Annotated in this window: 21 protein-coding genes and 1 tRNA gene; 4 read left to right on the plus strand and 18 right to left on the minus strand. The window is 60.4% G+C overall.

Annotated features, from left to right (window positions below; all coding sequences use genetic code 11):
- Window positions 1–52: 52 nt before the first annotated feature.
- Window positions 53–910: an MOSC N-terminal beta barrel domain-containing protein gene (locus tag ACS4RS_RS00700; RefSeq protein WP_439009144.1), complete on the plus strand. Its 858-nt coding sequence runs from the start codon at window positions 53–55 to the stop codon at window positions 908–910.
- Window positions 911–1,416: 506 nt separating this feature from the next.
- Here ACS4RS_RS00700 and ACS4RS_RS00705 read toward each other — a convergent pair.
- From ACS4RS_RS00705 to rpoZ, 12 genes are all read right to left on the minus strand, one after another.
- The gene (locus tag ACS4RS_RS00705; protein ID WP_439009143.1) at window positions 1,417–2,412 is read right to left on the minus strand and encodes an aldo/keto reductase; all 996 of its coding nucleotides are present in this window, start codon (window positions 2,410–2,412) and stop codon (window positions 1,417–1,419) included.
- Window positions 2,413–2,513: 101 nt separating this feature from the next.
- Entirely contained in the window at window positions 2,514–3,284 is a 771-nt protein-coding gene (recO, locus tag ACS4RS_RS00710) for a DNA repair protein RecO (RefSeq protein ID WP_439009142.1), read from the minus strand.
- An 84-nt stretch (window positions 3,285–3,368) separates the two neighbouring features.
- Window positions 3,369–3,854, minus strand: coding sequence for a hypothetical protein (locus ACS4RS_RS00715; RefSeq protein ID WP_439009141.1), 486 nt, complete (start codon window positions 3,852–3,854; stop codon window positions 3,369–3,371).
- A 100-nt stretch (window positions 3,855–3,954) separates the two neighbouring features.
- Window positions 3,955–4,707, minus strand: coding sequence for a cyclic nucleotide-binding domain-containing protein (locus ACS4RS_RS00720; RefSeq protein WP_439009140.1), 753 nt, complete (start codon window positions 4,705–4,707; stop codon window positions 3,955–3,957).
- A gap of 151 nt (window positions 4,708–4,858) precedes the next feature.
- The gene (era, locus tag ACS4RS_RS00725; protein WP_184377804.1) at window positions 4,859–5,800 is read right to left on the minus strand and encodes a GTPase Era; all 942 of its coding nucleotides are present in this window, start codon (window positions 5,798–5,800) and stop codon (window positions 4,859–4,861) included.
- Window positions 5,801–5,807: 7 nt separating this feature from the next.
- Entirely contained in the window at window positions 5,808–6,527 is a 720-nt protein-coding gene (rnc, locus tag ACS4RS_RS00730) for a ribonuclease III (protein WP_439009139.1), read from the minus strand.
- Window positions 6,524–7,267: a signal peptidase I gene (lepB, locus tag ACS4RS_RS00735; RefSeq protein ID WP_003587590.1), complete on the minus strand. Its 744-nt coding sequence runs from the start codon at window positions 7,265–7,267 to the stop codon at window positions 6,524–6,526. The genes rnc and lepB overlap by 4 nt, the downstream gene beginning before the upstream one ends.
- 156 nt (window positions 7,268–7,423) lie before the next feature.
- The gene (gene acpS, locus ACS4RS_RS00740) at window positions 7,424–7,828 is read right to left on the minus strand and encodes a holo-ACP synthase (protein WP_439009138.1); all 405 of its coding nucleotides are present in this window, start codon (window positions 7,826–7,828) and stop codon (window positions 7,424–7,426) included.
- A gap of 38 nt (window positions 7,829–7,866) precedes the next feature.
- Complete coding sequence (locus ACS4RS_RS00745; RefSeq protein WP_439009137.1) at window positions 7,867–8,457, minus strand: DUF2062 domain-containing protein; 591 nt, start codon at window positions 8,455–8,457, stop codon at window positions 7,867–7,869.
- Between the two features lie 150 nt (window positions 8,458–8,607).
- Window positions 8,608–8,757 (minus strand): DUF3563 family protein, encoded by a 150-nt coding sequence (locus tag ACS4RS_RS00750; protein WP_071090092.1) that lies wholly within the window; start codon window positions 8,755–8,757, stop codon window positions 8,608–8,610.
- Between the two features lie 191 nt (window positions 8,758–8,948).
- Window positions 8,949–11,183, minus strand: a complete 2,235-nt coding sequence (locus ACS4RS_RS00755; protein ID WP_439009136.1) for a RelA/SpoT family protein — start codon at window positions 11,181–11,183, stop codon at window positions 8,949–8,951.
- A gap of 187 nt (window positions 11,184–11,370) precedes the next feature.
- On the minus strand, window positions 11,371–11,775 hold the full coding sequence (gene rpoZ, locus ACS4RS_RS00760) for a DNA-directed RNA polymerase subunit omega (protein ID WP_439009135.1): 405 nt from the start codon (window positions 11,773–11,775) through the stop codon (window positions 11,371–11,373).
- A gap of 317 nt (window positions 11,776–12,092) precedes the next feature.
- On the opposite strand from rpoZ, the gene ACS4RS_RS00765 reads away from it, so the two are divergent.
- Entirely contained in the window at window positions 12,093–12,680 is a 588-nt protein-coding gene (locus tag ACS4RS_RS00765; protein ID WP_439009134.1) for an NYN domain-containing protein, read from the plus strand.
- A gap of 44 nt (window positions 12,681–12,724) precedes the next feature.
- On the opposite strand, the gene smpB is transcribed toward ACS4RS_RS00765, so the two are convergent.
- Window positions 12,725–13,204, minus strand: a complete 480-nt coding sequence (gene smpB, locus ACS4RS_RS00770) for an SsrA-binding protein SmpB (protein WP_012557117.1) — start codon at window positions 13,202–13,204, stop codon at window positions 12,725–12,727.
- Window positions 13,205–13,300: 96 nt separating this feature from the next.
- Entirely contained in the window at window positions 13,301–14,185 is an 885-nt protein-coding gene (gene dapA / locus ACS4RS_RS00775) for a 4-hydroxy-tetrahydrodipicolinate synthase (protein WP_439009133.1), read from the minus strand.
- Window positions 14,186–14,397: 212 nt separating this feature from the next.
- Here dapA and ACS4RS_RS00780 point away from each other — a divergent pair, with 212 nt between their 5' ends.
- Together ACS4RS_RS00780 and ACS4RS_RS00785 are read left to right on the plus strand one after the other, a co-directional pair.
- Window positions 14,398–16,473, plus strand: a complete 2,076-nt coding sequence (locus tag ACS4RS_RS00780) for a transglycosylase SLT domain-containing protein (RefSeq protein WP_439009132.1) — start codon at window positions 14,398–14,400, stop codon at window positions 16,471–16,473.
- 64 nt (window positions 16,474–16,537) lie between these two features.
- Window positions 16,538–17,434 carry an alpha/beta fold hydrolase gene (locus ACS4RS_RS00785; RefSeq protein ID WP_439009131.1) on the plus strand — a complete coding sequence of 299 codons (897 nt, stop codon included), beginning with the start codon at window positions 16,538–16,540 and terminating at the stop codon, window positions 17,432–17,434.
- A 104-nt stretch (window positions 17,435–17,538) separates the two neighbouring features.
- Here the strand turns inward: ACS4RS_RS00785 and ACS4RS_RS00790 are convergent, their stop codons facing one another.
- The 4 genes from ACS4RS_RS00790 to ACS4RS_RS00805 all read right to left on the minus strand — a co-directional run bounded on the left by ACS4RS_RS00790 (window position 17,539) and on the right by ACS4RS_RS00805 (window position 21,899).
- Entirely contained in the window at window positions 17,539–18,546 is a 1,008-nt protein-coding gene (locus ACS4RS_RS00790; RefSeq protein ID WP_439009130.1) for a porin, read from the minus strand.
- A 591-nt stretch (window positions 18,547–19,137) separates the two neighbouring features.
- Window positions 19,138–19,228, minus strand: a tRNA-Ser gene (locus ACS4RS_RS00795).
- Between the two features lie 250 nt (window positions 19,229–19,478).
- Window positions 19,479–20,696: an FAD-dependent oxidoreductase gene (locus tag ACS4RS_RS00800; RefSeq protein ID WP_439009129.1), complete on the minus strand. Its 1,218-nt coding sequence runs from the start codon at window positions 20,694–20,696 to the stop codon at window positions 19,479–19,481.
- 87 nt (window positions 20,697–20,783) lie between these two features.
- On the minus strand, window positions 20,784–21,899 hold the full coding sequence (locus ACS4RS_RS00805; RefSeq protein ID WP_439009128.1) for a Gfo/Idh/MocA family oxidoreductase: 1,116 nt from the start codon (window positions 21,897–21,899) through the stop codon (window positions 20,784–20,786).
- Window positions 21,900–22,055: the final 156 nt, after the last annotated feature.

Here is a 22,055-nt window from a genome sequence, read left to right on the forward strand (position 1 = left end):
TTGCCTGGGAAAACCGCTGAACACTTTTGCGCGACATGCTTAGGAGAACCGTATGCATATCAGCGACCTCTTCATCTACCCGCTCAAGAGCGCCCGCGGCATTGCCCTGCCTTCGGCCGACATCGATGCCTATGGGCTTCCCGGCGACCGGCGGGCGATGATCACCGACGCACACGGGCACTTCATCACCCAGCGCGAATTGCCGGACCTGGCGCGCATCGAGATCCGGTCGGAGCCCGGCGCCTTCCGGCTGCTGATGCAAGGAAAGCAGGACATATCCGTGCCGCCGCCTCGGCCTGACACCCGCATGGATGTGAGCGTGTGGAAATCGACCGTCAGCGCCGCCGTCGCCGATCGCGAGAGCAACCGGCAGCTTTCCGAATGGCTCGGCTGCGAGGTGCAGTTGGTCTTCTTCGACGGCCAGGCACGGCGGACGGCGAATGCCGAATGGGCCGGCGAAGGCACGCCGGTCACCTTTACCGACGGGTACCAGATCCTGGTGACGACGACCGGCTCGCTGAAGGCTTTGAACACCGATCTCGTCGCCCATGGCGAAGGCCGCGTCGGCATGGAACGTTTCCGTCCGAACATCGTCATCGATATCGACGAGGCCTGGCCGGAGGACCGCTGGGCAGCGATCGAGATTGCCGGCATCCGCTTCGATCTCGTCAAACCATGTTCGCGCTGCATCATGACAACGCAGGACCAACTGACCGGTTCACGCGAGGTGCCGAACCCGATGCCGGCGATGGGCCGCATCCGCATGTCGGCCGACCGGCGTGTACCCGGCCCGCTCTTCGGCTGGAACGTTACGCCGCGCGGCAGCGGCAGGATCACGATCGGTGACACCGTCCGCGTCGTCGAAGAAAGGCCTGAGGGCTGGGCGTTGAAGGTTCGTGCGCGAGCGTAGGTCGAATTGCGGAAGGCTGCTTGACGGGGCTTCTTTACACACGCAGCAACGTTCTCCCTCACCAAGTCAGTTTATGGAGGGAGCAAGAGGAGATGCGACCTGCGCATTGTCGCGGGTGGATGCGGTGGGATGCTCGGCTCAAGGCCGAGCATGACGGAGGGTGGGGCTGCCCACACTAACTCATTCAGCCCCATGACAAGCTGGGGCTGCTGTCTGGACTCTACCATCACGAGATGCCGCCGCACGACGATTGGGAGCGGCGGGGTCGGATCTGACGCCAAGTCTCTGGCGGGTGAGCTGTCTCCAGCGACTTTAGCCCCACTCTCCGTCATGCTCGGCCTTGAGCCGAGCATCCACGTCGCACCCATCGGCAGTCGTGGCATGGATCCCAGGCTCGAGGCCTGGGATGACGGAGAGGGAGGGTGCGTTTAGGCCAAACTCGCCATCAGTGCAGCGGATGAGGCGTCACCGTTCCTGGTCGAAGGCGGTGCCGCGCAGTCCACCTCCTACCCGCGAGCGAGTGCGGCGTCGATCCCCGCCATGACTTCGGCCGGCAGCGGTCCCTTTTCCAGTGCGCCGGCATTTTCCTCCACCTGGGCGACGGTGCGGAACCCTGGAATGGGCAGGGTGCGCAGCGACTTTGCCCAGAGCCAGGCGAGCGCCCCTTGCGTCAGCGTGCGGCCGCCCGAGGTCAGGAGATCGCGAACGGCGTCGAGTCTTGCGGCAAATTCCGGGGCCATGCGCCCGTCCTTGAAGTAAACCATCCAGTCGAGGGCCGCGCCGCGTACATCCTTGGCGCCGACAGCCTTGTCGGCGGTGAACTTGCCGGTCAGGAGCCCCATGGCCAGCGGACCGCGATTGATCGAGATCAGCCCCTGCCTTTCGATCACCGCGATCATCTCCGGCACCGGATCGAAGACGTTCATCGTATGCTGCACCGAGACATAGCCCTGACGGCTGGCATGGCGGGCGGCGCGATCGGGAAAATCGGTGCTCCAGCCGAATGCGCCGATCTTGCCTTCGGCGCGCAGCGCCTCCAGCACGTCGAAGACGGCATCGGACTGTTCCAACGGAAAATCATTGATGTGGAACTGTAAGAGATCGAGACGGTCACGCTTGAGGCGGCGCAGCGAGGTCTCGACCGAACGGCGGATGAAGGCCTCATCGGCGAAGGCGCCGGTTGCCTGCTTGGTGTCCGGGTCGGTGGCAAAGCCGAATTTGGTGGCAACGGTAATATCGTCGCGATTGCCGATTGCCCGGCCGAGAACGTCTTCGGAATGGCCGGCGCCGTAATTCGAGGCGGTATCGAAGAAGCGGATGCCGAGTTCGATGGCGCGGCCGATCGCTTCGACGGATTCATCGTCGTCGACCTCGCCCCAGCCGAGCGGCGTGTCACCGGCAAAGAAGGGGCCGCCGATTGCCCAGCATCCCATGCCGAGACGCGGAATTTCGCGGCCGTTCCAGAGGGTGATCGTCGTCGGTGTTGCGGTCTTGGTCAGCATGGGATCCTCCTTGGCTGGCAGTCTTCCAAGACATAGGAAGGGCTCCCATGCGGGTAAACCGCCAAATCCGGAGGATGTTTTGCACCGGTAAAAAACGGAGGTCAGGCGGAAATATCATTCGGACCGGAAAGCGTCCGCAATGCTGGATTGAGCGCCTTGAGTGCCGCCTGGACGAAGCCGTCGCGGGCTGCCGCGGCTTCGATGCCGCGCGGTTCATAGACATGGCGATGCAGAAAGAACCCCGTCAGGCGGAATGCCGCCGCGAGACTATCGAAGTCGGCCGCGTGATTGCCCTCGATAGCGAGAAACGGTGGCAGGAGCAGCATCTTGTCCGCCCAGGGGGCACCAGCGCTGCGGCTGACGGCGCGGCCGGATTTCGGCGAGACATAAACGAGATCGGAACGGGCGCCGGTCGCAGCGCATTCGGCGAGATCGAGGCCGAAACCGAGATCGTTCAGCACTGCAAGCTCGAAACGCACGAAGAGTTCGCCGGCATCGGCCGGGTTGTGCAGGTGGTCGAGGATAATCTCCAGCGCTTCGAAGAGGTGCGGATGCGGGTCACGCTCCGGCAGCAGCCGCAGCAGCGCACCCATCGCCTGAACGCCGTAGACGGCGGTCGCCGTTTCCATCAGGCGGGCGGCGCGCAACGTCACCGGCTCGACGCGGAATTCGCCGAGATGTTCGTCCAACCTGGCGCGCCAGATGACCTCCACGGCATTGCCGGCCTGCAGGACCGGCTGCATGGCGCGCGACCGGCCGGAGCGCACCAGGCCGAGATGGCGGCCGCGATCGCGCGTCATCACCTCGGCGATGACACTCGTCTCGCCGTGGCGCTTGACGCCCAGGATGATCGCATGATCCTGCCACTGCATCGAAAGAAGTCCTTGCGGCTGACGAATCCATCCTAGAGCATGATGCCGAAAATGGGAAAGGCCTAGCTGCTGTCACGGACCGCGTCAGGCGACAGCCGGGAATAGCCTCAGCAGGAACTGACGCATCGCCGTTTCGTCGAAAGGCTTCACCAGAAGCGGAATGTGCTGCAAGTCCGGCGGGAAATCGCCGGTATCGGAATAACCGCTGACGAAGCCGAAGGGAATGCCGAGATCGAGAAGATGACGGGCAAATCCAAAGCTCATGCCCTCGCCGAGATTGACGTCAAGAAGGGCGAAATCATAAGTCTCCGCAGTGACGGCAGCCCTCGCCTGCTCCACACTGCCGACGATATCGATATTCTCGACGCCGGCCAGGCGCAAAATATCCTCCGCCTCCATCGCGATAATCAGGCTGTCTTCAAGAACCAGAACACGGATTGCGCTCATGATTCCCTGCCCTCCGTCGGGCGCCAGTCGCAGCGCCCCGGCCGTTTCGCCAACATCAATGCCCTCCGGTGCCCCGCATGGCACGCTGTCGGTGAATTCCGCCACCATTTCTGAATGAACCATTTTTCTGCCCGGTCGATAAGAATCAAATCGGAGGAAAGACGACGACCGAGCTTATTTTCCCTGATGCTAATGCGCATTTAAAAAAGACATAAGCCCGGCGCTAGATGAAGGGACGTTTACTCTCTCCGAGCCCTTCCCAGCCGGCAATCGCCATCAATTCCTCGCCGTTCAGAACCTCGCAGCCGCGCTCCTGCCAGCGGATCAACCCGCGTTCACCGAGCTTTTTCAAGGTCTTGTTGGTGTGGACGATGGAAAGGCCGAGCGTATCGGCAATGTGTTGCTGGGTGATGGGGATGAATTGGCGGCCATTGAAGAGATTAAGCTTCCGGCCGCGCTCAAACAGAAAAGCGATCAGATAGGCTGCTCTTTCCAACGCCGTGCGACGGCCGATGCTGAGCAGGTGTTCATCCAAGATTCGCTCCTCGCGCGCCGCGATCCAGGTGATGTCGAAGGCAAGCGAGGGGTGTTTGTTATAGAGCGTCATCAGCCTGTCGCGCTCGAAGACGCAGAGAGAAACCGGTGAAAGCGCTTCGACGGAATGCTGCATCTCGCCGGCGATCGTTCCCTGCAGGCCGATCAGATCGCCCGGCATGATATAATTCAGGATCTGGCGGCGCCCATCCTCCAGCATCTTGTAGCGAAAGCCCCAACCGGCAAGCACGGTGAAAAGATGCGCGCTATGCGCGCCCTCGACGAGGATGGTGGAGCCGGCATCGACGGCAAGTTCACCTCTCTTGAAATTGGAGACGAATTCCAGTTCGTCGCGGCTGAATTCCCGGAAATGCGGCAAGGGCCGCAAAGGACATTGCTGGCAAGGGGTCTTGAAGGAATTGACCGATCTCGACGTCACCATACCCGCCCCTGCCGTCGCAAAACTGGCGCGCCGTCTTTGGCGCGCCGTTCATGAAGGAATGCACAAGTTACCGAATTGTTCCGTGAGCGATGCGGTTTTTTTATTTGGAAACAAGGGGCTGGCAGCCGAATGACCAAACTCTTGTCATCCCTTATTTCGGGAAATCGAGACCCATTTCGCGGAATCGTTCGGGATCATCACCCCAATTCTCGCGAACCTTGACGAACAGGAAGAGGTGGACCGGCTGCTCGAGGATCTCCGACAATTCCTTGCGGGAAGCCGTCGAGATCGCCTTGATGGTCTCACCACCCTTGCCGAGCGCTATCTTCTTCTGGCTGTCGCGCTCGAGATAGATCACCTGCTCGATCCGCACCGAGCCGTCTTTGCGCTCTTCCCACTTCTCCGTTTCGACATGCGAAGCGTAGGGAAGCTCCTGGTGCAGCCGCAGGAACAACTTCTCGCGGGTGATCTCGGCAGCGAGCTGGCGCATTGGCAGATCGGAGATCTGGTCTTCAGGATAATACCACGGCCCCTCCGGCAGCGTCGCGGCCAGATAATCCATGACATCGTCGCAGCCGGAGCCGTTTTCGGCCGAGATCATGAAGGTGCGATCGAAGGCGATCTTCTCATTGGCAGCGGCCGCGAGGGCCAGCAGATCCTCGCGGTTGACGCGGTCGATCTTGTTGAGCAGCAGGATCTTCGGCTGCCGGACTTCCTTGAGGCCTTCGAGGATGGCTTCGGCGTCGCCGCGCAGGCCGCGCTCGCTGTCGATCAGCAGCACGATCAGATCGGCATCCCTCGCGCCGCCCCAGGCGGAGGTCACCATGGCGCGGTCGAGCCGGCGGCGCGGCTTGAAGATACCGGGTGTATCCATGAAGACGATCTGGGCGTTGTCGTGGATCGCGATGCCGCGAACGATGGCACGTGTCGTCTGCACCTTATGGCTGACGATCGAGACCTTGGCGCCGACCAGGCGGTTCACCAGCGTCGACTTGCCGGCATTGGTCGGTCCGATCAGCGCGACGAAGCCCGAATGCGTCGGACCATTGGTTTCTGCAGCAGCTTCGGCCGCGATATCTTCTTCTTGTGTCATTGTCCCGTCAGTTTCCGGCAGGCGATTGCTGCCAAATGCCTTCGCGCTCAAGCATCTTCGTCGCCGCAACCTGTTCGGCGGCGCGCTTCGACCGCTCTACGCCGGTTTCCGGCTTTATGCCAGCAACTTCCACCGTCACCCTGAAACGCGGATCATGATCCGGTCCGCTGCGTTCATCAACCCGGTAGTTTGGTGTGACGCCGAATTTCGCGTGCGACCATTCCTGCAACTCGGTCTTGGCGTCGCGCTTGGCGCCATCGGCCCTGACCGCCCTGCCCTGCCAGTAGCGCAGGATGAAGCGGCGGGCAACTTCGAGGCCGCCGTCGAGATAGATCGCAGCGATCAGGCTTTCGACCACGTCGGCGCGCACGTTCATCATCCGCTTGCCGGTCAACTTCTTCACGTCGGCGCCGGTGCGGATATAAAGATGAAGATTGAGTTCGTCGGCGACCGCAGCGCAGGTTTCGGCGCTGACCAGCTGGTTCAAACGAACCGAGAGCTCGCCTTCCCCCGCCGTGCCGAAGGTGCGGAACAGAAGCTCGGCGATGCAGAGCCCGAGAACCCTGTCGCCGAGGAATTCCAGCCGTTCGTAGTTGCCGCCCTTCTCCGTGCGGGCGCTGGCATGGGTCAGCGCCCGGTCCAGGCGTTCCTTCTCGGCGAAGTCGTGACCGATCAGGCCTTCAAGCTTTGCGCGGTCTGCCGCAGAAAGCGTCTGCGCCTTGCTCATTCAACAACCTTGAAGAGGCGGTCCCAGCGCATGTTCGTCGGCCACTTCCAGATTTCGCGGAAGGAGGTGTCGTTGCCGAGCGAGAAGAAGATGACGCTGGCGCGGCCGACAAGATTTTCCGCAGGCACGAAGCCGACGTCGAAGCGGCTGTCGAGCGAGTTGTCGCGATTGTCGCCCATCATGAAATAATGGCCTTCCGGCACGATGAATTCACGGGTGTTGTCACCGCGCGACACGGGAGACTGATCGAGCGTGTCGTAAGTCTTGCCGTTATCGAGCGTTTCGCGGAAGACCGGCACATCCGCGCCCGGATCGAGCTTGTAATCCGACGTGAAGGTACCATCGGCCACCTTCGGAACCGGTTTGCCGTTGACATAGAGCACGCCGTCGGTGACCTGGATATGGTCGCCCGGCAGGCCGATGCAGCGCTTGATGTAGTCGATCTCGGGGTTCGGCGGGAAGCGGAAGACGACGATATCGCCGCGCTTCGGGTCGGCACCGAACAGGCGGCCGCTGAAGATGTCAGGCGAGAAGGGCAGCGAATATTTCGAATAGCCGTAAGCGAACTTATTGACGAAGATGTAGTCGCCGACGAGCAGCGTCGGCATCATCGAACCGGACGGAATGGTAAAGGGCTGGAACAGCACCGTACGGATCACCATCGCCAAAATCAGCGCCTGGATGATGACTTTGATATTTTCCCAGAGGGCGTTCGGCTTGGCTTCGACTTTTTCGGACACGCAGTCTTATTCCTTCAAGACGCCGCGGCGGCGCAATTCTTTCTGTCGTTCTCTCTAGCGACTTCGGCCGGTTGCGGCAATGGTGACAACGCCAAAAGCGACGAGAGGTCGCGATCGACAGCTCCCGGGACCGCGACGACAGCCCCGAGGTCGCGATCAGAGGCCCTCGGGCAACGCCTCGATAATCACGAAGGCCTGCGCCAAGGGATAATCATCCGTTATTGTCAAATGAATGGCGGGCCTGTGGCCCGCAGGCAGTATCGATTCGAGGATCAGGGCGGCGGCACCCGACAAAACCATGGTCGGCTTGCCGCTCGGCAGGTTGACGACCCCCATATCCTTCCAGAAGACGCCCTGGGCTATGCCGGTGCCGAGCGCTTTGGAACAAGCCTCCTTGGCGGCGAAGCGTTTGGCATAGGAGGCGCCGCGATTTGCCCGGCGGTCGGAACGGGCGCGCTCGATCTCGGTAAAGCAGCGATGGGTGAAGCGCTCGCCGAAGCGCTCGATGGATTTTTCGACGCGGCGAATGTCGATCAGATCGCTGCCAATGCCGATGATCATGCCGGAACCTTCCGTCGCTTAAGATTTCTTGACCAGGTTCATACGCTCGGCATGTCGCCGGCCGGGCCGGCCAGACGCAGACGCGCCCGCTCCAGCAGCCGTGTGTGGCGGCGCGCCTGAAAACCCCTCACGGTGTAGAATGTCAGCGCATAGAGCGCAACGGAGGTGACGATCCCCGGCGGAATGGCGCCGACGAGCATCGGTTCCAACACCGGCCTCCACAATTCGGTGAAGTTCAGCCTGTGAAAGAGGGCGGCCAGATCCACCGCCTGACCAGCCAGATGATCCTCACGGCTCAGCAGCAGATGTCCGATCTCCCAGGTGATGCCCCAGATAAACGGATAGGTCAGCGGATTGCCGAAGGCCGCGCAACCAAGGGCGGCGGCCACCATACTACCGGAGAGAAAATAGGTAATGACGAAGGCCATGACGAAATGCACGCCGATGAACGGCGTCCACGAGACGAAGACACCGGCAGCGACGCCGGCCGCAACCGCATGCGGCGAAGCGCTGAGGCGCAGGATGCGCATTGTCAGGTAACGGAGCGGGCGAAGGAAACCTTTGCGAGGCCATAGAAGCTCTCGCATCTTTTCCTTGAAGCCCGCGGGCTTGCGACGGCGAAACAACATGGCCGGTATTTAGTGCAGCGCACATCACCATGACAAGAGCGGCAAATGATACCGCCGAAAAAACAGCTCAGTCCTCGCAGCAGGGAAGAGCATTGTCATGCCGAGGGGCGTCCGAACGTCCCTCACTCGCCTCAAGTATAAAGTTCAGTATTAGCGCGTGCGGAACAGACCGCGGTCGACCTGGCGCTGACGAAACTCGAGATCAATACGATCGAGCGAGCCGTTGAGATATGCCATTTCACGTTCCTGCGTGGTCGGAGCGCGGAACGCGCGAGCGATTTTCCTGATAGGGTCAAACATTGTTTAGTCTCATCTTCTGTTTACGTTTCGATGACCAGAAGATAGGCCTGGCAGGGGCCAATTACTACAGCCGCAACATGGAGACAGCCATGCGCTCAATGCATTGCTTGCCTTTCTAGCGTACCACTTCACCATAAAACGATCATAAAATGTGCAACTCTGGGCTCAAATTTCTGAGGCTTGGCAAAAGCTCACTCGTAGAGCCGCCGGACCGTGGCGATACAATCCAGTTCCTTCATCTGGGCGAGCAGCTGATTGAGCTGACGCAGGTCCCAGACCTCGACCTCGAGCATCATTTCGGTGAAATCCGCCGCGACCCGCACCGTATTCAGCAAACGGATATTGACGTCGAGGCTGGCGACCGTCTGGGCGACCTTGGCAAGCGTGCCGGGCTCATTCAACCCGTTCACCATGATGCGCGCCATGAAACGCGACTTGTTGGCTTCGTCGAGATCCCAGCGGACGTCGATCCAACGGTCGGGCTGATCGTCGAATCGCTGCAGGCTCGGCGACTGGATCGGATAGATGGTGATGCCCTTGCCTTGGTCCATGATGCCGACGATGCGATCGCCGGGGACGGCGCCTGTCGACGCAAACTTGACGTCGACATTGCCGGACAGGCCGCGGATCGGCCCGATATCGGCGTCGGTGTCGATGTCCGAATGGCCGCCGTCGAGCCCAGGCTTTGTCTTGCCAGGGATCTTGAAGATCATACCAGCCGCACTGCGGACGTTGAACCAGCCGTCGTCGCCTGAGGGTTTCACCGTGACGCGCTCATCCTGATGGTCGGGATAGACGGCGCGCAGCACATCGAGCGAGGACATCTCGCCGCGGCCGACGGCGGCGATCGCATCCTCGACATCCTTCTGGCCGAGACGATGCAGCGCCGGCTTCATCGCCTCGCGTGAGAAGATCTTGCCGGCCCTGTCGAAGGTGCGCTCGAGAATGCGGTGGCCGAGGCCGGCATATTGTTTGCGGATCGCCATGCGGGTGGCGCGGCGGATGGCGGCGCGCGCCTTACCGGTGACGACGATCTCCTCCCAGGCGGCGGGTGGGACCTGCACGCCGGATCGGATGATCTCGACCTCGTCACCGTTGGCAAGCCGCGTCACCAGCGGCATGATGCGGCCATTGATCTTAGCGCCCACCGTGGTATCGCCGATATTGGTGTGCACCGCATAGGCGAAATCGATCGGCGTGGCGCCACGCGGCAGAGCAATCAGCTTGCCCTTCGGCGTGAAGCAGAAGACCTGGTCCTGGAAGAGTTCGAGCTTGGTGTGTTCGAGGAATTCTTCCGGGCTGTCGCCCTCGGCCAGCGCCTCGATCGTATGGCGCAGCCAGGAATAGGCGTTGGATTCACGCGACAGGATGTCGCCGTCGGCATTGGTGGCGCCGTCCTTATAGAGCGTGTGGGCTGCGATGCCGAATTCGGCGATTTCGTGCATGCGTTTGGTGCGGATCTGCAATTCGATGCGCTGGCTGGACGGACCGACGATGGTGGTGTGCAGGGAACGGTAATCGTTCTGCTTCGGCGTCGAGATATAATCCTTGAAACGGCCGGGCACAACGCGCCAGCGGGTGTGGACGATGCCGAGCGCCCGGTAACAGGACGGGATATCTTCGACGATGAGCCGAAAACCGTAGACATCGGAAAGCTGCTCGAAGGAAAGCGACTTCGACTGCATCTTGCGGAAGACCGAATAGGGCTTCTTCTGCCGGCCCTTGACATAGGCGCTCGTCAGGCCGCTGGCGACCAGCAGGTCGCGCAGTTCGGCCTCGATCTTCTTGACGATGCCCTCATTGCGCTTGGAAAGCTCCTCCAGCCTTTTGGTGACGGTCTCGTAGGCCTCGGGGTTCATATGGCGGAAGGAGAGCTCTTCCAGCTCCTCGCGCATATCCTGCATGCCCATGCGGCCGGCGAGCGGCGCATAGATTTCCATCGTCTCCTCGGAGATGCGGGCACGCTTGTCGGCCGACATATGATCCAGGGTACGCATATTGTGCAGGCGATCGGCAAGCTTGACGAGCAGCACGCGCACATCGTCGGAAATGGCGAGCAGCAGCTTGCGCAGGTTTTCCGCCTGCTTGGCCTTCTTGGTGACGAGATCGAGCTTCTTGATCTTGGTCAGACCCTCGACCAGGCGGCCGATATCCTCGCCGAAGAGTTCGTCGATCTCGGCACGCGTCGCCGTCGTATCCTCGATCGTATCGTGGAGCAGCGCGACGGCGATCGTCGATTCATCGAGATGCATGTCGGTGAGGATGGCGGCGACTTCGAGCGGATGGGAGATATAGGGATCGCCGCTGGCGCGCTTTTGCTGGCCATGCTTCTGCATGGCGTAGACATAGGCTTTGTTCAGCAGTGCTTCATTGGCATCGGGCTTGTATTGCTGAACCCGCTCCACGAGCTCGTACTGCCGCATCATTCCAAAGCCACTCCGGTAAAAATAAAAGCGCGCCAATCAACGATTGGCGCACACATGGGCAATAATATGCCTAAGCAATAAAGGCGCAAGATTGACGATTGGTAATCATCGCTCTTTCGCATCGCATGAAACTTTTCCAGTTCGCATGCGACCGGGATCACATACGACCGGGGATCAGCCCGCGCGCTTAGTAGTCGTCGCTCTTTTCCGGCGGCACCAGGCCTTCGATGCCGGCAAGCAGCTCTTCTTCCGACATCTGGTCGAAAGTGATCGTTTCCGGCAGGTCGTCCTGCTCTTCGCTGTCGGCTGCGGCGACACCGCCTGCGGCGATCAAGCTGGCCGGATCGGGCTCTGGCTCGTCGACTTCGACATGCTTCTGCAGCGAATGGATCAGATCTTCCTTGAGATCGTCGGGCGAAAGCGTCTCGTCGGCGATTTCGCGCAGGGCGACGACCGGGTTCTTGTCATTGTCGCGATCGATGGTGATCGAGGCGCCCTGGGAAATCAGCCGGGCGCGGTGGCTGGCGAGCAGAACCAGCTCGAAGCGGTTCTCCACCTTGTCGATGCAATCTTCAACTGTGACACGGGCCATTGCCTGTCCTTTACGGTCGTCATTTCGGGATTAGCACGCCCGATACAATTAAAACCGGGCAAATACAAGTTTTTCATTCCGGCTCCCCTCGTCTTTATAAGGAGCCGATCTAATTTATAAGGAGCCGATCTAAATTTCCATGGAGAATGTCACAATTCCACCTGGGGTTGCTTGGAATATGCCGAATCGTGCCCTAAGTCTTTCATATATGAATAATTGTTAAAGTATGGATCAGAGCAAAAACCAAAACACAAATCATTGATTTTATTGGATTTTTGTCCCGAGGATTTCGATTGCTCTCATTGGATTGGTAAGCGATGTTTGACCCACGCGAAAAAATTGCACTCTTCATTGACGGCGCCAACCTCTACGCTGCATCCAAGAGCCTCGGCTTCGACATCGATTACCGCAAGCTCTTGAAAGCATTTCAGAAACGCGGCTATCTCCTACGGGCCTACTATTATACCGCTCTGATCGAGGATCAGGAATATTCCTCGATCCGGCCGCTAATCGATTGGCTCGACTATAACGGCTATAAAGTCGTCACCAAGCCCGCCAAGGAATTTACGGATTCAATGGGCCGCCGAAAGATCAAGGGCAACATGGACATCGAGCTTGCGATCGACGCCATGGAACAGTCCGAAACGGTCGATCATCTGGTCATATTCTCGGGCGACGGCGACTTCACCAATCTGGTCGAGGCGCTACAGCGCAGAGGCCGCAAGGTCTCGGTGATCTCGACGATGGCGACGCAGCCGCCGATGATTGCTGACGACCTGCGCCGCCAGGCCGATCATTTCATCGATCTCTTGTCTTTGAAGGCTGAAATCGGTCGCGATCCCGCGGAGCGGGCGCCACGCCAGGTCGAAGTCGTCGCCGCCCCGGCCAGCGATTTCGAGGACTGATCCGGGATGATTGCCGCGCGAAACGGCAATCCCAAGCGGCGAGATCAGCCATTATCCTTCAGCAGGCGGCTCTTCTGCCGGTTCCAATCGCGTTCCTTCTCGGACTCGCGCTTGTCGTGCAATTTCTTACCCTTGGCGAGCGCCAGCTCCATCTTCGCCCGACCGCGGTCGTTGAAATAGATCTTCAACGGGATCAGCGTCATGCCCTCGCGGTTGACGGCAGAGCGAAGGCGGTGGATTTCACGCCCCGAGAGCAGGAGCTTGCGGCGCCGGCGCGGCTCGTGATTGAAGCGGTTCGCCTGCAGATATTCCGGCAGATAGGAGTTGATCAGCCAGATCTCGCCGCCCTCATCCGACGCATAGGATTCGGCGATATTGGCCTTTCCCTCACGCAGCGACTTGACCTCCGTGCCCATCAGCACGAGGCCTGCCTCGTAGGTATCGATGATCTCGTAGTTGAAGCGGGCCTTGCGGTTTTCGGCCACGACCTTGTTCACCACGCGCTGGCTGCCTTTGGGGGCCATGACAATATTCCCTTCGAGGCGCGGGAAAAGCCGCGCCCTCATTGCTTGCCCTTTATGTAGGGGAACGACCCGGCCTTGTGAAGACGGCCGGCCTTCTCAGTTCAGCAGTCCGGCATGGCGCAGGGCGGCGTCGATTGCCGCTTCCGTTGCCGGCTCCAGCGTCGACAGCAGCGGCGAGCGGACGTTGCGGCTCATCCGCCCAAGCCGCGACAGGCCGTATTTAGCGCCGCAAAGACCGGGTTCCAGGAAGATCGCCTTGTGCAGCGGCATCAGCCGATCCTGATATTCCAGCGCACCGGCATAGTCGCCTTTCAGCGTCGCCGCCTGGAAATCGGCGCAGAGGCGCGGGGCGACATTGGCCGTGACCGAGATACAGCCGACGCCGCCATGGGCGTTGAAGCCGAGCGCCGTCGCGTCCTCGCCGGACAGTTGCCGGAAATCCTTGCCGCAGGTGATGCGCTGTTCGGAGACGCGCTCGATTTTGCCCGTCGCATCCTTGACGCCGACGATGTTGCCATGCGCCTTGGCAAGCGCACCCATCGTTTCCGGCGTCATGTCGACCACCGAGCGGCCGGGGATATTGTAGATATAGATCGGCAGATCGACGGCCCTGGCAATCGCCGAAAAATGCGCGATCAAACCCTTTTGCGTCGGCTTGTTGTAATAAGGCGTGACGACCAGAACGGCATCCGCACCGACCTTTTCGGCGTGCTGAGCGAGTTCGATCGCCTCACCTGTATTGTTCGAGCCGGCGCCGGCCATGACGGGAACGCGCTTTGCGGCAACCTCGATGCATAATTCCACGACCCGTTTGTGCTCGGCATGCGACAGCGTCGGGGATTCGCCCGTCGTGCCGACAGGAACGAGACCGCTGCTGCCCTCCTTGATCTGCCAGTCGACATGCGCGGCGAAGCTGTCTTCGTCGATCAGTCCGGCATCGGTGAAGGGGGTGACGAGGGCGGGAATGGACCCATTGAACATGCAAAGCTCCTCACGGCCAAATCCTTGCTTCGGCCGCATTCCATGAATATTTTGCGCACCATAGAGCGCCGAAATCATCGCGACAAGCGCGGAGAGTTCGGTTTAGGGCAAATTCCGATAGCAGATGTGAATGAATTTTACCTGGTACGGTAAGGTTTCGTTAAGATGCCTCTAGCCAAATGGCAGGGCGTGTTTTCGTTGCGAGATCCCGGATGAAGAAAGCTGTCCTGATTCTGTCCGCCTTCGGCATTATTGCCGCCGCGTGGAGCAGCGTAGCGTCGCCGCTGCCCGGCGAAAGCACGGCCATGCCCGCCGTGAAGCCACTCGGCTTCATTCCCGAGACAGCCATGCCGGAATCGATCACAACAGGGGCCATTCCGCGCAATCCGGCCGTTGCGCCCGTCAACAGCGACCTGAAAGCCGGCCTCGACGCACTTTCCGACAAAGACCCGCGCCTGGCGCTGTCGATCCGGGACAATATGCGAGACGGTACACTCGATCGCCATATCCTCACCTGGGCGATCGCCGTTTCCGGATTGAAGGGCGTTCCCTCCTATGAAATCGCCAGTGCTGCGCAGGAACTCAAGAGCTGGCCGGGCCTTTCGCGGCTGCGCGCCTATTCCGAGCGCGCGCTCTATGACGAAAACCCCGCCCCATCAGCCGTGCTTGGCGCCTTCGGCGATACCGCGCCTGAGACGATGCAAGGCGCCGTTATCCTCGGCCGGGCGCTGGTTGCAATAGGAAAGCAGGCGCAGGCGGCGAAATATATCCGCAAGGTCTGGCGTGGAGAGGCTCTCGACAAGGCGACCGAGGACAAAATCCTCATCGAATTTTCCGCGTTGTTGACGCCGGCCGACCATAAGGCACGGATGGACTATCTGATGTATCGCGGCCGGGTGGCGCAGGCCAAGCGCTTCGGCGACATGGGCCAGGCGCAGTCGCTCTACAAGGCATGGTCCGCCGTCGATGCCAAAGCCGGCAATGCCGGCGCGCTGCTTAACGCCGTCGATGCGAGATGGCGCAGCGATGCCGGCCTGCTGTTCGCGCGGATCGAATATCTGCGCAAGCAGGACAAATATGCCGAGGCGGCGGCACTGCTGGAACAGATGCCGCCCGAGCGCAGCGAGCTCGTCAATTCCGGCGAGTGGTGGAACGAACAGCGCATCGTCAGCCGTGGCCTCGTCGACCAGGGACAGTTCAAGCCTGCCTATCGCATCGTTTCAAACTACGCCGCAACGAGCCCAACGGATATTGTCGAGGCTGAATTCCATGCCGGATGGTACGCGCTTCGCGGCCTGCAGGATCCGGCAACGGCGGAAAAGCACTTCCGCAAGATCCTCCAGATATCGAACGGGCCGATTTCGGTTTCACGCGCCTGGTATTGGCTGGGACGCGCGGCGGAGGCCGGCGGTCCTGGCAAATCCAGTGAATTCTATGCGAAGGCTGCAACGTTTCCCGGCACCTTCTATGGCCAGCTCGCAGCAGAACGGCTGGGGCGAAAGACGCTGAACGTTACCTATCCCTCGCCGAGCACGGCCGACCGGCAAAACTTCCAGGCACGCGAAGCCGTACAGGCAATCGCCCGACTGGAAGCGGCGGGCCATGGATGGCGGGCCGACATTCTCTATCTCGCTCTCGCCGACCAACTGCAGAGCCCCGGTGAACTGGCCGTGCTTGCGGCACAGGCCGAGCAATCCGGCGATCATCATCTGTCGCTGCAGATCGGCAAGATCGCCTATGGTCGCGGCATCGATGTCGCAGCGCTCGCCTTTCCGGTCGGCGTCATCCCGGCGAATGCGAATATTTCAGGCTCCGGCAAGGCACTCGCCTATGCCATTGCCCGGCAGGAAAGCGCCTTCAATCCCGCCGCGGTTTCGGCGGCGAACGCACGCGGCCTGCTGCAGCTTCTGCCGGGAACCGCCCAGGCGGTGGCCAAGCGCCACAACATCGCCTATTCGAAAGACAAGCTGACGGCCGATGCCGGTTATAACGCCACACTCGGCGCGCATTATCTCGGCGAGCAGATCGATGCCTTCGGGGGCTCCTATATCCTCACCTTCATCGCCTATAATGCCGGGCCGAAGCGCGTACCGGAATGGATAGGCCGCTACGGCGATCCGCGCGGCAAACCAATCGACGAGATCGTCGACTGGATCGAGCGCATCCCCTTCCCCGAAACGCGGAACTACGTCCAGCGGGTGATGGAGAATTACGAGGTCTACAAGGCCCGCCTCGGCCAGTCGACCGATATAGAGCGCGACCTCATCGGCGGCCGCAGCGCCTCCTGACGCTGTTTGGCGCGGCTCGAAAAGCAGGCTACATCTTCGGGATCAACAATTCTCGAGGGATGCGATGCCGGATACGGATGCAGGCGGTTTCCAGGAACGATTTTACACCTCTTTCGACGGGCTGACGCTTTATGCCCGCGACTATCGACCCGGCGAGGCGGCAAGCGAGGGACGACTGCCGGTCGTCTGCCTGCCCGGCCTAACCCGCAATACGCGTGATTTTCATCCGCTTGCGCTACTTCTCTCCCGGGACACGACAGCCGCACGCAGGGTGATCGCGCTCGATTCGCGCGGGCGGGGAAACTCGGCATGGGATGAGAACAAGGCGAACTACAATCTCGCTGTGGAGGCCAGCGACGTCGTTACCGCCTGCGCGGCCCTCGGCGTCGAGCGGGCGATCTTCATCGGCACGTCCCGAGGCGGGCTGATCCTGCATCTGATTGCAGCGACACGGCCGGATCTTCTCGAAGCCATCATCCTTAACGATATCGGGCCCGTGATCGAGCCCGAGGGGCTGGCGCGGATCCGAGATTATCTCAACGCCCGCAGAAGGCCAGCGAACTGGAACGACGCGGCCGATATATTGAACGAAAATCATGGCGCGTCGTTCACCGCGCTTGGAAGAGAGGACTGGCGCGAGATGGCACGTGCCATCTATCGTGACACCGGCGGAGGACCGGTCGCAGATTTCGATCCGGCGATCGCGGAGGCACTGAAATCGGTCGATCTCAGCCAACCGCCACCCGATCTCTGGGGGCAATTCGAAAGCCTGTGTCGATTTCCCCTCATGCTGATACGTGGCGAGAATACGTCTCTACTCTCAAAGGAAACGGCCGATGAAATGGCCCGCCGGCATCCGAACTTGATCTGGCATGCTGCCGAAGGGCAAGGGCATGCCCCCCTCCTGCATCTCAGCAGCATTCCCGCAGCTATTCGAGCTTTTCTCGCCACCTGCGGATAGTCTGATTGACGCCGGACACCCGGCAGCGATCCCTGCCATTTATCAAAAGACAAAAAGCCCGGCTCGAGAGCCGGGCTTTCCTGATTTACCGAAATCAGATCAGATTAGAACGAACGCTGCAGACGGAAGTAGCCCGTCGTGGAGTCGTCTTCATCTTCCGGATCGAGGTACTGAACCGAAGCCTTGGCGTAGAAGTTGTCGACGATCTGGTAATCAACCGTCAGACCAACCTTCCAGGCATCGCCGTCAGCGAAGTCGCTGCCGTCAACACCGTAGTCGCCGTAGTACTGAACAGCCGGGGTGATCTTCAGCTTGTCAGTCGCCTTGATGGCGTATTCAGCAGCGACGGCCCATTCAGCAGCGTTGTAGTAGGCGTTCGGGTTGGTGGAGTACACAGCGGCGAGGCCGAGCGTGCCGGGGCCGATTTCAACCGTACCCATTGCGCGGACGGCGCCTTCTTCGTTGTCGGTGTCATAACCAGCAGTGATCTGGTAGCTGAATGCACCGGCAGTACCACCGAGACCGACGGCAACGCCCCAGTTGTTGGCTTCTTCGCCATCATAGAACGGGCTGTCTTCCAGCTCGTCAAGGCTGATGCCAGCGTAGAAGGTGCCGCTCTCGTACTGATAACGGATGGAGTTATGCAGCGTGACCGGAGAACCGATATCGTCGGTTTCGCCGGAGAGGCCGTCGTCCCACCAGCTGTAGAACAGACCAGCGCGGAAGCCGGCGACGTCGAGGTAAGCGGAGTCGAGCTTGGCTTCCTGATCGGTGGCGTTGTCAGCATTGAACTGCATGACGATCACGCCGGTCAGCGGACCATACTCGGTGTCGCTCTTGGCCGTGAACTGAACCTGACCGCGGGTAACCGCATCCCAATCAGAATCGCCGCCGACATCTTCGCCGATGTTAACCTGGAAACGGATGTAGCCTTCGATCTTGAGGCAGGTTTCGGTGCCCGGGATGTAGAAGTAGCCGGTGCCGTAAGCGTCGCAGACGCGAACATATTCAACCGGTTCCGGCTCGGCAGCAACGATAGCGTCAGCAGCCTGAGCACCGGAAACTACTGCGAGAGCAGCAGCGGAGCCGAGAAGAAGGCTCTTGATGTTCATAAATGACCTCCAATTCAAAGTTTCGATCGGGTTTGGGATCTTTCGCTGAGCAGCGTTCCCTGCCCCATTCCCGTGTTTCAAGAAGTGGACGATCAGTCGCCCTCGCTTCCGATGTTGAAAATACAAGACGGAAGCCGTCACGCAATCACCAACTTACTCGGATGGGGGTTTGAGGGAGCCTTCCCGCCTTTCTGTTGCTCAAAGGACACAAGTCGGGCAGCCGGCCTCGATTTCCTTTATGCTTTGTTAAGAAAACCCTGATTTTGCGGCGCCTTAGGTCGGCTCAACAGTGAGCGACACATGGGCTGCGCGGCACATGTGCGACGCTTTTTTGACAAAATCCGGATGCTGAAGGGATATCGCCACTGCAACAAGCGTAACCGGACATGCACAGATCCGGTTACGCTGCCTGCCGGCGGCATGGGAGCGGGCGGTGATTCCCTGCCGGTGATTCTCCCACTCAAGGCGGCGCGATTTCTCATTGCGCGGCCACGAAGCATGACCGTCCAGCGACCAGCAGACATAACCGCCTAAGCACAGGTGGTTGTCTGGCGCACGATGAGGATTGAACTGAGCTGGGAAAAATCAAAGTGGCGGAGAAGATGGGATTCGAACCCACGATACGCTTTTGACGTATACTCCCTTAGCAGGGGAGCGCCTTCGACCACTCGGCCACCTCTCCGGTGCGGCCTAACTATGGTGACCGGTCTGTGAATGCAAGGGTTTTTTCAGGTTTCACCAGAAGAAATGCAGTGGCTGGCATTTCGGACGGTTGCGTAAACAGACCGCATTTCCAGGCGTGATCGGGAAAATTTGATCGCGCTTCGTTCTTCGACGGTAAAGCTGAGCTTTGCCGTCCAGCGTCCGATAGGATTGGAGATACCAACACGGCGTCCCCGCCGGGGCGATTCCTTGCGGAATCGGCTCCCGGCTCAGCCGAGCAGGCGCTTGAGATCGGCCGAGGGGTCGGCGAGAATCGATCTGTCGGGGTTGGTCCCGGATTCCAGCAGCTTTTTGCCGGTCACATAGGCTTTGGCGTCGTTGATGGCATCGACGGCAATCAGCAAACCTTCTTTGAAATACCAGATAGAATGGGCGCCTTCGCGGGCGCCGGGGCGCTGCAGCGTTTCGTCATAACCGAGATTGAAGCCGGCGATCTGCAGCTTGACATCATACTGGTCGGACCAGAACCATGGCTTCGGATGATAGGGCTCGCTGCCGCCGGCGATGACGGCTGCCGCCGCTTCGGCCTGATCGACGGCGTTCTGCACCGATTCGAGCCTGATGCGGCCACCCTGCCAAGGAAGGGCCGCGCAATCGCCGGCGGCAAAGATCGCCGGATCGGAGGTGCGGGCGAATTCGTCGACGACGATGCCGTTGGCGACTTCGAGGCCGGCTTCCTTGGCGAGCTGGTCATTCGGCACGACGCCAATGCCGACGACGGCAAAGTCGATGTCGATAATCGATCCGTCGGACAGTGCGGCGCCAGTGACGCGTCCGTCCTTGCCGACCAGATGCTTGAGCCCGGTCTTCTCGCGGATCACCACGTCGTGGGACTCATGGATCCCGCGCATGATGTCGGCCGTCTCCTTCGCTGCGACGCGCTGCAGGATGCGGTCGGCCATTTCGATGACGGTGACCTCAAGGCCGAGATGGCGGGCCACGGCTGCCGCCTCCAGGCCGATATAACCGCCGCCGATGATGAGCACGCGCCGGCCGGGACGCATCTCCTCGGCGAGCAGATCGGCATCGCGCTTGTCGCGGGCGACATAGACACCTTCAAGATCGCCGCCGATTGCGGCCGGCAGCCGGCGCGGCGTCGAGCCGGTGGCGAGGGCCAGCGTGCCGTAGTCGAGAACGGAGCCATCCTGCAGCAGAACCTGCTTGCTGTCCGGCTTGATCTGCTCGGCCCATGTGGAAAGGCGAAGGTCGACGTCATTATCGCCATACCAGTGCTCGTCGCGGAACAGCAGGCGGTCGAAACTCATTTCGCCGAGCAGATATTTCTTCGAAAGTGGCGGGCGCTGATAGGGCGCGACGTCTTCGGCGCCAATAAGGGCGATCGGGCGCGTGTCCTTCAAGGCACGTAGCTTGGCCGCCATTGCGAAGCCGGCCTGCCCCGCGCCGATGATAACCAGTCTATCCGTCACGATCTCACTCCTGAAACGAGGCCCGACACCCATGCCAAGGCCTATCCCCTGCCCCATGCGCCGTCAACGGAAAGCGGCTTCTTACCTTCAGCCGATCTCGATCCAGCGACGCTCGTGGAAGGACTGTGCCATGGCATGCACCGACTTCTCTATCCTGAGACCGTCTTTAAATGTCACGATCGACGACGGCTCGCCCGATATTGCCCGGATCAGCTCGCGGCATTCGATGATCTTCAGATCGTTGAAGCCGAGACCGTGGCCGGGCGCCGGGATAAAGCGATCATAAGGCCGATGGGCGGGCGCCGCCAGTATCTTGCGGAAACCCTGTTCGGAGCCGCGACCCTCGGCCTGATAGAGCTCGAATTCGTTCATGCGCTCCTGGTCATAGACGATCGAGCCTTTCGAACCATAAATCTGCAGGGCGATGCGGCCCTTGCGGCCCCAGGCGGCGCGGTTGGCCATCAACACGGCGGAGATGCCGCCGCCAAGCCGCATCAGCACGTTGGCGGCATCGTGATTTTCGACGGCACGGCGGCCACCCTCGCGCAGCGGGCGGTCGGCATAGGGTTTCACCATGTCGGTAATGACGGCCTCGACATGGCCAAAGAGATACCAGAGCAGCGACAGCGGGTGCACGGCGAAATCGTCGAGCGCGCCGTAGCCGGCGGAAAGCTCGCTCTTCCAATAGAAGAAGACATCGGGATCGGCCATGAAATCCTCATCCATCTCGACGCGGATATGATTGACCGTGCCGATGGCGCCCTCGCCGACAAGCGTCTTGATGTGCCGCATGACGGGATTCTGAATGTAATTATAGCCAAGGGCGGCAACCTTGCCGGAACGCTTCGCCGTTTCCAGCATGCGCTCGGCATCGGCATAGGCCGGCGCCATCGGCTTTTCACACCAGACGTGTTTGCCGGCTTCAAGCGCTGCAATGGCCATCTCGGCGTGGAACTGATTGGGTGTGGTGACCGAAACGATATCGACCTCGGGGTCGGCGATCAGCGCCCGCCAGTCGGCCGTCGCCTTCTCGAAGCCAAATTCACCGGCCCGCGCCTCAGCGAGCCCGGCATTGGCTTCGGCCAGATGCACGAGACGCGGACGCTCGACATCGCCGAACACCGTCTTCACCGCATTCCATGCCAGCGCGTGGCACTTGCCCATATAGCCGGTGCCGATCAAACCGATGCCGAGTGGCTTCATTTCCGTCTCCTCCAGAGTTGCGCGCGGATTTTTGGAATATTTGGATCATTTTGACAAGAGACCCATCCACGGTCATCGGCACCATATTTTGGGAGAATCGTCTAAAAGCCTTGAATTACAGGCGATTAAAAACAATTAGGCGTGTCGTTTGAAATC

Source organism: Rhizobium sp. F40D2, assembly GCF_051810745.2.
In the GTDB taxonomy this organism is placed as follows: domain Bacteria; phylum Pseudomonadota; class Alphaproteobacteria; order Rhizobiales; family Rhizobiaceae; genus Rhizobium.

Bases quoted from the DNA above. Each gene is read 5' to 3' on its own strand.
- rpoZ (WP_439009135.1), bottom strand. From the start codon at position 11,775: ATGGCCCGTGTCACAGTTGAAGATTGCATCGACAAGGTGGAGAACCGC.
- ACS4RS_RS00750 (WP_071090092.1), bottom strand. From the start codon at position 8,757: ATGTTTGACCCTATCAGGAAAATCGCTCGCGCGTTCCGCGCTCCGACC.
- acpS (WP_439009138.1), bottom strand. From the start codon at position 7,828: ATGATCATCGGCATTGGCAGCGATCTGATCGACATTCGCCGCGTCGAA.
- ACS4RS_RS00790 (WP_439009130.1), bottom strand. From the start codon at position 18,546: ATGAACATCAAGAGCCTTCTTCTCGGCTCCGCTGCTGCTCTCGCAGTA.
- ACS4RS_RS00705 (WP_439009143.1), bottom strand. From the start codon at position 2,412: ATGCTGACCAAGACCGCAACACCGACGACGATCACCCTCTGGAACGGC.
- ACS4RS_RS00745 (WP_439009137.1), bottom strand. From the start codon at position 8,457: ATGTTGTTTCGCCGTCGCAAGCCCGCGGGCTTCAAGGAAAAGATGCGA.
- ACS4RS_RS00805 (WP_439009128.1), bottom strand. From the start codon at position 21,899: ATGAAGCCACTCGGCATCGGTTTGATCGGCACCGGCTATATGGGCAAG.
- era (WP_184377804.1), bottom strand. From the start codon at position 5,800: ATGACACAAGAAGAAGATATCGCGGCCGAAGCTGCTGCAGAAACCAAT.
- ACS4RS_RS00780 (WP_439009132.1), top strand. From the start codon at position 14,398: ATGAAGAAAGCTGTCCTGATTCTGTCCGCCTTCGGCATTATTGCCGCC.
- ACS4RS_RS00785 (WP_439009131.1), top strand. From the start codon at position 16,538: ATGCCGGATACGGATGCAGGCGGTTTCCAGGAACGATTTTACACCTCT.
- ACS4RS_RS00700 (WP_439009144.1), top strand. From the start codon at position 53: ATGCATATCAGCGACCTCTTCATCTACCCGCTCAAGAGCGCCCGCGGC.
- recO (WP_439009142.1), bottom strand. From the start codon at position 3,284: ATGCAGTGGCAGGATCATGCGATCATCCTGGGCGTCAAGCGCCACGGC.
- ACS4RS_RS00765 (WP_439009134.1), top strand. From the start codon at position 12,093: ATGTTTGACCCACGCGAAAAAATTGCACTCTTCATTGACGGCGCCAAC.
- dapA (WP_439009133.1), bottom strand. From the start codon at position 14,185: ATGTTCAATGGGTCCATTCCCGCCCTCGTCACCCCCTTCACCGATGCC.
- ACS4RS_RS00715 (WP_439009141.1), bottom strand. From the start codon at position 3,854: ATGGTTCATTCAGAAATGGTGGCGGAATTCACCGACAGCGTGCCATGC.
- rnc (WP_439009139.1), bottom strand. From the start codon at position 6,527: ATGAGCAAGGCGCAGACGCTTTCTGCGGCAGACCGCGCAAAGCTTGAA.
- ACS4RS_RS00720 (WP_439009140.1), bottom strand. From the start codon at position 4,707: ATGGTGACGTCGAGATCGGTCAATTCCTTCAAGACCCCTTGCCAGCAA.
- ACS4RS_RS00755 (WP_439009136.1), bottom strand. From the start codon at position 11,183: ATGATGCGGCAGTACGAGCTCGTGGAGCGGGTTCAGCAATACAAGCCC.
- smpB (WP_012557117.1), bottom strand. From the start codon at position 13,204: ATGGCCCCCAAAGGCAGCCAGCGCGTGGTGAACAAGGTCGTGGCCGAA.